Annotated in this window: 2 protein-coding genes; one reads left to right on the forward strand and one right to left on the reverse strand. The window is 63.4% G+C overall.

Annotated features, from left to right (window positions below; all coding sequences use genetic code 11):
- Positions 1–237: 237 nt before the first annotated feature.
- On the reverse strand, positions 238–5,946 hold the full coding sequence (locus GWP04_11350) for a protein kinase (protein NIA26147.1): 5,709 nt from the start codon (positions 5,944–5,946) through the stop codon (positions 238–240).
- A gap of 223 nt (positions 5,947–6,169) precedes the next feature.
- Between GWP04_11350 and GWP04_11355 the strand changes: the two genes are divergently transcribed.
- Positions 6,170–7,168 carry an alpha/beta fold hydrolase gene (locus GWP04_11355; GenBank protein ID NIA26148.1) on the forward strand — a complete coding sequence of 333 codons (999 nt, stop codon included), beginning with the start codon at positions 6,170–6,172 and terminating at the stop codon, positions 7,166–7,168.
- The last annotated feature ends 491 nt before the right edge of the window (positions 7,169–7,659 follow it).

The following is a 7,659-nucleotide window of genomic DNA, read 5'->3' on the forward strand; positions in this document are numbered from 1 at the left end:
TTTCACCAGTTTTCAATGAAACGCGTCCTGAGCGCGTCCTGGCGACCTCACGCAGAACGGCAGACGGCGACACCAACCTCCACCCTTGTGAGGCAACATCCCGCCGACCTGACCTGTCGACCTGCAGGCGATCTGCCGCATCGCACTCGTCGGGTTATGAGCCCTACGAGTGGGCTCCCGATACCAGTGGACTCTGGTCCTTGTCGTTGTTCAACGCTTCCACAGAGGGAACACCTGTCACCGAGCGGTTGGGCACTCGATGCCGATGAAGAACGCCTCGCATTCGTCCTCTGAATATCCTCTGGTGACCCGGGATGCCGCGATCTCGATGAGCTCATTCGCATCCAACGTGTAGACCTCTACAGGTCCGCTGCCGGCTGTGACCAGAAGGTGTGCGTCGTCATCGACGAATGCAACATTCGTGGCATCGTCGCGAAGCTCGATACGGTCGACGAGACGACCGGTCTCGAGTTCGATGACGTGCACCGACCCGTCGCTGCTGGCGGTTACGATGAGCGAGTCGTCCTCGTTGACCTCGAGGTCCCGTATCTGTCCCGGTCCGACCTCCAGCGTCCGCTGGAGGGTCCAGGTGTCTGTGCTGTACGCACCGATGGTCCCCGTGTGGGCCTGGGCAGCGAGAAGCTGGCGACCGTCGTTGGTGAACCGGATCGCCCACGATGGTTTCCCGACGTGTTCGATGGCTTCCATCTCATCCCACGTCGCCGTGTCGAAGATCCACGTCCCGGACTTGCTGGATACCGCGACAATCGTGCCGTCGGGGCTGAACTGCACAGCGGTGGTCGGGAAGGACCCCAGCGGGTCGCTCTCGAAGGCCTGCCTTCCGGTTTCGGAGTCCCAGACCAGGAGGCGCTGGGAGGCTCCGCCGGCGGCCGCCAGCATCGATCCGTCTGGCGAGAAGTCGAGATCGATCGCTCCAATCGGAATGCCGGAACCGGTAGTGCACGTGGGCGTCGCTCCCTCGAGCACCCAAACGCACGTCCCTTCCATCTCGGCGAGCCGCTCACCGCTCCCGATGTTGAAGACAACGACAGGGCCGAAGCCATCGTTGCTCGACGTCTGGGCGGCGATGGCCGTGCCGTCCGGAGAGATCCGGGCAGCCTTTCCGCCAATACCGTCCAGCACCATCTCCACGTCGCCGGTTGGGTAGTCGAAGACGACGACCTGCCCGACGGCGTGTCGTGTGATGAACCCGTTCGTCAGGTCGAAGAGGTCGCGGCCCGCCGTTGGATACACGACGGATACACCTCGGGACCCTACGAGATCGACCGATGCGTCAACGTGGAACCCGTCGGCGAGGGAGAATCCTCCGAGTTCAGCGGTCCACGGATCGAGACTCCAGACGCGCACCGTCCGATCGGGAGCCCCCGTCGCCACTCGCGTCCCATCGACCGTGATCGACGGCGGGAGCACGACCTGGGCATTGTGGCCCTTCAGGGCGAGATCGGCCATGTTGGTAGGCACGTTCCAGACGACCACCGATTCACGCTCCGCCCCGCGCACATAGACCGACCCATCTCCGCTGAAGGACCCTGCCAGACCGCCGGGCGGGGGCGTGAACGGACCGATGATCTCAAACGTGTCTGGATCGATCAGCGCCGGCGGGTCAGGGGAGATGAACGCATCACCTGCGGGTGTGATTCCGATCGGCACCGGCGGAGAGTCGAACGTCCTGACGACCTCGCCGGACACGATCACGATGATCTCGGAGCGGCCCGGATATGTCAGCAGTGCCGTCAGGCCACCGGGGAGAACCGACCCGATGAGGAAGTCTTCTGCGACCTCGCGTTCACCCACGATTTCACCCGTCGTGAGGTCGGCGAACCAGATCGTCTCGAGCAGCGGCGCCGATGTGTCCTCAGGGAGCGCTCCAGAGTCACAAGCTGCGGCAGCAGGTCGGTTGTTCTCGATCGGCGTGTCCGGCATCAGCAACACCGGTTCGCGCACATCGATCCACTCGGCGCGCTGACTGTGCAGCATGGGACCGCACGGGCCCTCGATCACATCGACGAGGTCGCCTGAGGTAGCGTCCCACACGTAGAGCCCTTCGAGGCCCGGCCCGGGTGGAAGCTCCGGGATGTCGAGTTCCGGGTTTGTCCCTGCCAACCAGTACACGGCGGCCGTGAGGTACTCCCCGTCGAGCGTGAACTGGGGGCGCTGTATGTGGAGACCACCGAGCCACGGCGCTTCGTATGACCAGATCATCGCCGGCGTGTCCGATTGGATGTCCCACACCTCGACTCTGTTCTGCTCGCCCGTGACCGACAGCAGCCGGCCATCGGCGCTGATGGAAGCAATGGCCGTCCAGAAGAGCGGCTGGTCCCAGGAGAGACTGAACACGGTGCGGTGCTCTCGAAGGGCAGCACGGATCGTCTGAACAGACTCGAATGATGGAACTTCGGTGTCGACCGAATCGAGCGCGAGCATCAGCGAGAGCTCGGGATCGTCATCGATCGCAGCCATGGATCGCGCCATCAGCTCGCGGGATCGTGCCTCGGCTGCAGCGTTCTGTGCGTCGTTCGACGAGCGAAGCCCCCACAGAGCAAGGACCGCAGCGACCAGAGCGGCGGAGGCGAATCCGGCGAGCACGGCACGCCGTCGTCGCCTACTCCTCTCCACGAATGACGTACGGGCATCACGCGAGGCGCCGACGTACCGGAGTTCCTCCTCAGAAAGCGACAGCTCGGTGTCACCGGTCCATGCCAGGTGCCGGTCGAGTCCGGTTCCGGTCAACAGGTAGGCATCGTCACGGTCGTGGGCGATCCACTCGTCGACCGAGTCCTCGAGCCGGCGACGCAGCACCAGGTCTTCGCTCACGTCCTCGATCCACCGTGAAAGACGGGGCCAGTTCAGAAAGAGAGCCTCGTGAGCAACCTCGACCGTCGGGATGCGTGTCGCCGTGTCGGAGTCGAGCACGAGCAGGCGCCACCCGACGAAGGAGTTGGCAACCGACCCCGCCCCGAGGGCTTCGAGATCCGACACGCGAACTCGGGAACGGACGACGGTGCCGTTCCCCTGGATGTCGACGAGCCGAAGGAACAGCTGGCGCGCTGTTTCGCGTTCGGCATCGTCGAGGTCACCGAAGATCGACTCGGCCCGCATCGCGAGCGACCCGGTCACACCACCGATCTCGTCGTAGTCGGCGAGCGTGATCACGTCGCTTCCGCGCATCTGGAACAGCTCCGACATGGTGTGCTGGAGAAGCGGTAGCGAGCTGGCATGGTCCTTCACACTGGCCACGACGCGTTCTGTGACAGCGGGATCCACACGAACACCCACTCGGGTGGCCGGTCCGTTCACGGTCTCGGCGAGCTCCTCCGGATTGGGTGAGCCCACGACGACCATTCCGGCCTGAAGAACCTCACGGAAGCCCGAGTACTGCAAGGCTCTGCCAAGGAAGTCTGCACGCAGGGTGATGACGACGTGCACGCCGTCGAGATCCCGGGTCCGTGTGATCAGGTCGAGAAATCGACGCACCGCAGTCCCATCGCTCATCGTGAAGATCTCCTCGAATTGGTCGACGAACAGCACGAGGTCGGCACCTTCGGGCAGAGCCGACGCGATGTCGGTCAAGGACTCGGTGCTTTCGACGGTGAGAAGATGCCGCGTCTCTCCGGGTAGCGCAACGGCAACCTGCTCGAGGGCACGTTCGAGCTCCCGGAACGGTTGGACTCCCGGATACATGCCGGCCACGACCCAGTTCTGTGAACCCGGCAGCCCTCCTGCGCGCAACGCCGGGAGCAACCCGGCGCGCACGACGGAAGACTTCCCCACTCCCGAAGGCCCGACCACCGCGACGACACCGCTGTCTCTGACCGCGGCGATGATCTCTGCCACCACGTCGGATCGTCCGAAGAAGTCATCGGCATCTGATTCGACGAACGTCGAGAGCCCCTTGTAGGGGTTACGCGTCGCCGTGTACCGGCGCTGCGCAGCTCCACTCGAATCGGGGAGCAAGCCCTCGAGGAAGGAGACAACGGACGCGTACCGATCGGCGGGATCGTCGCTCAGGGCTCGAGCGATGGCTGGAGAGTCGGACTCGATCGGAAGATCGGCTGGGGCTTCCCTACCGGCGAACAGCTCGTGGGCCAGAACACCGAGGGAGTACACGTCGGCTGCCGGCGTCGGTTGACCATACCCCATGGTTTCCGGTGCGATGTACGCAGCGAACTCAGGCGACGACGTGTAGACGTTCTCTTCAATCGGGAATCCCAGGAGGTACGCGTTTCCGGCCTCGTCGAGAGCGATGCGATCCGGTCGCACCGATCCGTGGACGACACCGAGCGAGTGGGCATACACGAGGGCGTCCCCGACCTGTCTCAGGACACGTTCCGGATCGGCATCGGTGACATCGAGAAATCCGCCACGGTGAAGCCTGTAGGCGACGTACGCACCCTGGCCGTCCCGCCAGTAGTCGAGAGGCGAGCTGATGTTGGGATGGTCCATGGCGGTGAGCCTTTGGGTGTTCGCCTCGAAGTAGCGGATGAAGCCGGCATCTGAGGATCTCGTGCGGTCGATCACCTCGAGAAGCACCTCTCGACCGATCGACGGCTGGTACGCCCGATGGAGCGTTCCGACGGACCCGTGGCCGACGGAATCTCGCAGCTCGTACCCCGGCACGGATCGCTGGTCACCCTGAGGAAGAGGTGGCGGGATACGGTCGACCAGGGGATCGGGGAAGGATCTCGCCGGGTCGCCGACGAGCAGCTGGTAGATCGGAACCCGGGCTTCGATTCCTTGCAGATCGAAGCTTCCGAGCGATTCGATGCGGACACCCGCACCCTCGCCGTCGGCCATCACCGCACGTTGCGCGTCCTGCGAGAGAAGGATCTGTCCCGGGTGGGCGATGGAGACAAGTACTGCCGCCCGTGTCACAGGTGGCCCGGCAATGCCGTCGTCGGACATCTCGATGTCCCCCCAATCGACTGCGAACCGGATCGCTGTGTCGGCGAGCTCGAGACCGACGGACTCGGCGGCAGCGATCGCGTGAAGAGGCGAATCGAACGTCGCATAGCTCGCCGTACCCGCCGGACGAACCTCTCCCCCCTGGTTGGCTTCGGCGCTTCGCCTGAGCGTTTCGAACATCCGGGCGAGTCGCTCGTTTCGCTCAGACGACGAGAGGACGCCCATGTCGGTCGCATCGCCGGGGTCTGCAACGAGAACAGCCTTGACCTCGATGGTCTTGGGGGACGCCAGATCGAGCGATGGATTCTGGTCGAGGATCCGTTGCTCCAGGTCCTGCAACTCACGTGTCGGGTCCAACCCCAGTTCCTCGACGAGCGTCGACCTCATGTCGGCGAAGGAACCCAGAGCGTCTCTCTGTCTTCCCGCCCGGTACAGCGCGATCATGTGCTGGGCCCGGAACCTCTCGTTGTAGGGATGCTGTGCGATGAGGCCCTCTATCTCACCGATGAGATCGATGCTGCGACCGGATGCGAGATCGGCGTCGATACGTGCAGACTGGGCCGTCACGCGCATCTCGTTCAGGCGTGCCACCTCAGCACCGAGGAGCCCGTGTGCCTCGATGCCTGCGTACGGATGCCCTCTCCACAGTGCAAGGGCATCCCGCAAGACGCTCCCCGCAGCCCCGGCATCGAGCTCGGACATGTCGACAGCCGACACGCAGAGTTCCTCGAACTCGAGAGCGTCGACCTGTGATGTCTCGGCGACGAAGACCCAGCCATCACCATCCTTGGTGATCGAATCTCCGACTACGGCACGGAGTGTGGACACGTACGTCTGCACATTGCGGCGATACCGCTCGGGAAGTTCATCGCCGTACACGGCCTCGGCGATCGAGTCGGCCAAGACGATTCTTCCGGCACCCGCGATCAACATGGCGAGAACGGTTCGCTGCTTCGGCCCACCGATGTCAAGTGAGTGTTCCGCCTCACTCACTTTGATCGGTCCGAGGACGCTGAAGTTCATGCTGGCAAGAACACTACGCGAGTGTCCTGGTGATTGCGAGTTGTCATGTCGGGAGCCTGCACCGCAGGTGTTCAGAAAATGTTCAGGAAACCGCGGGTCCTCCGATCTGCTCGGCAGTTGTTCATCTGAACATCTTCTGAACACCGCTTCGGCACGATCGATGCATCGGAGTGAAGTTCGTTGCCGACCGGCACACACACCGATGGACGAAAAGGAGCAGACCATGAACGATTTCAAGACAAGGAACCCACGCCGGCTCGTTGGGTTGATCCTCGCCGTTTCCCTGGTCGCAGCTGCGTGCAGCGCGAGCGGAGAAGCGACCACAGGCGAGACCGATGAAGCAGTGACGACGACAACGGAGAGCGTCGTCACGACGACGACCGTCGCCGCGACGACCACGACCACCACAGCGCCCGCCACTACGACCACGACAACAGCACCCGAAGGGTCGAAAGCCGACTTCTACGATCTGGTGACAGTGAACGGCGCGCAGCTCGCGTACTCCTGTGAGGGTTCGGGGTCACCGAAGGTGATCATCGAGCACGGGCTGTACACGCTGCCGTTCCAGGCTGAGCCGTCGGAGCACTGGTATGCCTGGATCGGAGCCCAGCTCGGCATCGCCGAGTTCACCGAGGTCTGTGTATTCGGACGTCGCGGGGTCGCAGGGAGCGATCCGGTCGAGGAAGGCACCACCAGAACGGCAGACGACCAGGTAGCCGATCTCGTGGCATTCCTCGACAGAATGTCCTTCACAGAGCCTGTAGTCATAGCCGGACACTCATGGGGCGGGGCCATCGGGCAACTGTTCGCAAACCAGTATCCGGACAGGACTGCAGCCCTGGTGCTCATCGACAGTGTGAATGCCGACAGCTTCGGTGATTCCCCGCCGTCGTCCTCTGGTCCGATCGAGTTCGTCGACCTGGCCTCGGGGAGCAAGCAACTGGCAGCGATCGGCGATCTGGACGCCCTGCCTATCACGGTCCTCTCAGCAGGGACACCTCTCTTCACGGTGCTCGGAACACCCGATGGTGCGATCCCGGCCGCGACTCCGTATCACGATCCCGAGTCCTTCGAGGCATGGACGAGCCAGCAGAAGGATCTCGCCGGACTCTCGTCGAACATTGTGCACACCACTCTGGACGACTCGGGACATCTGATGCAGGTCGACCGGCCGGACGCCATCACCGATGCCGTCCGAGAGATCATCGAGCGAATCGGGTAGGAGCCTCATCCTGGTGATGCGCAAGAGCCTCGGTGGAGAGTCAGACTGGATTCTCCGCCGGGGTTCACGTCGCTACCGAACGAATCCGCACCGGTCCCGTCTCGCGCCAAAACATGCCACCGGATTCCGATGTCCGACCGGCTTCGACAAGAACCGGTCGACGAGGAGTGCCCCCCTTGGTACACGGCCAGAACTGCAGGAGTCTGCAGCCCCAGCCGGTGGAATCCCCGTCTACGGAGACCGATACCCAGCTCCCGGGCAGCAAACGACGGGAGCGAAGCAACCGACTCCAGAGTCCGACCTTCGGGTTATGAGCCCGAAAAGATCCCACCCGCTGACCGGGGGAAACACGTGGAACACCTGTCCTGACTGGCTCTTGACCTCTCAACGTTTCGCATTGTTTCCCCTTCTATCCCACCCTCTCGCGGTATGGACGCGGTATGGATCACCTTGGTCACGCTCCCATGGTTGGAGCCGACAGCCAGGTCTAC

It is taken from the genome of Gammaproteobacteria bacterium, from assembly GCA_011682695.1.
Taxonomy (GTDB): Bacteria; Actinomycetota; Acidimicrobiia; order Spongiisociales; family UBA4744; genus BMS3Bbin01.

What these genes read in the sequence shown, in the direction of transcription:
- GWP04_11355 (NIA26148.1), top strand. Translation starts at nt 6,170, where the DNA reads ATGAACGATTTCAAGACAAGGAACCCACGCCGGCTCGTTGGGTTGATC.
- GWP04_11350 (NIA26147.1), bottom strand. Translation starts at nt 5,946, where the DNA reads ATGAACTTCAGCGTCCTCGGACCGATCAAAGTGAGTGAGGCGGAACAC.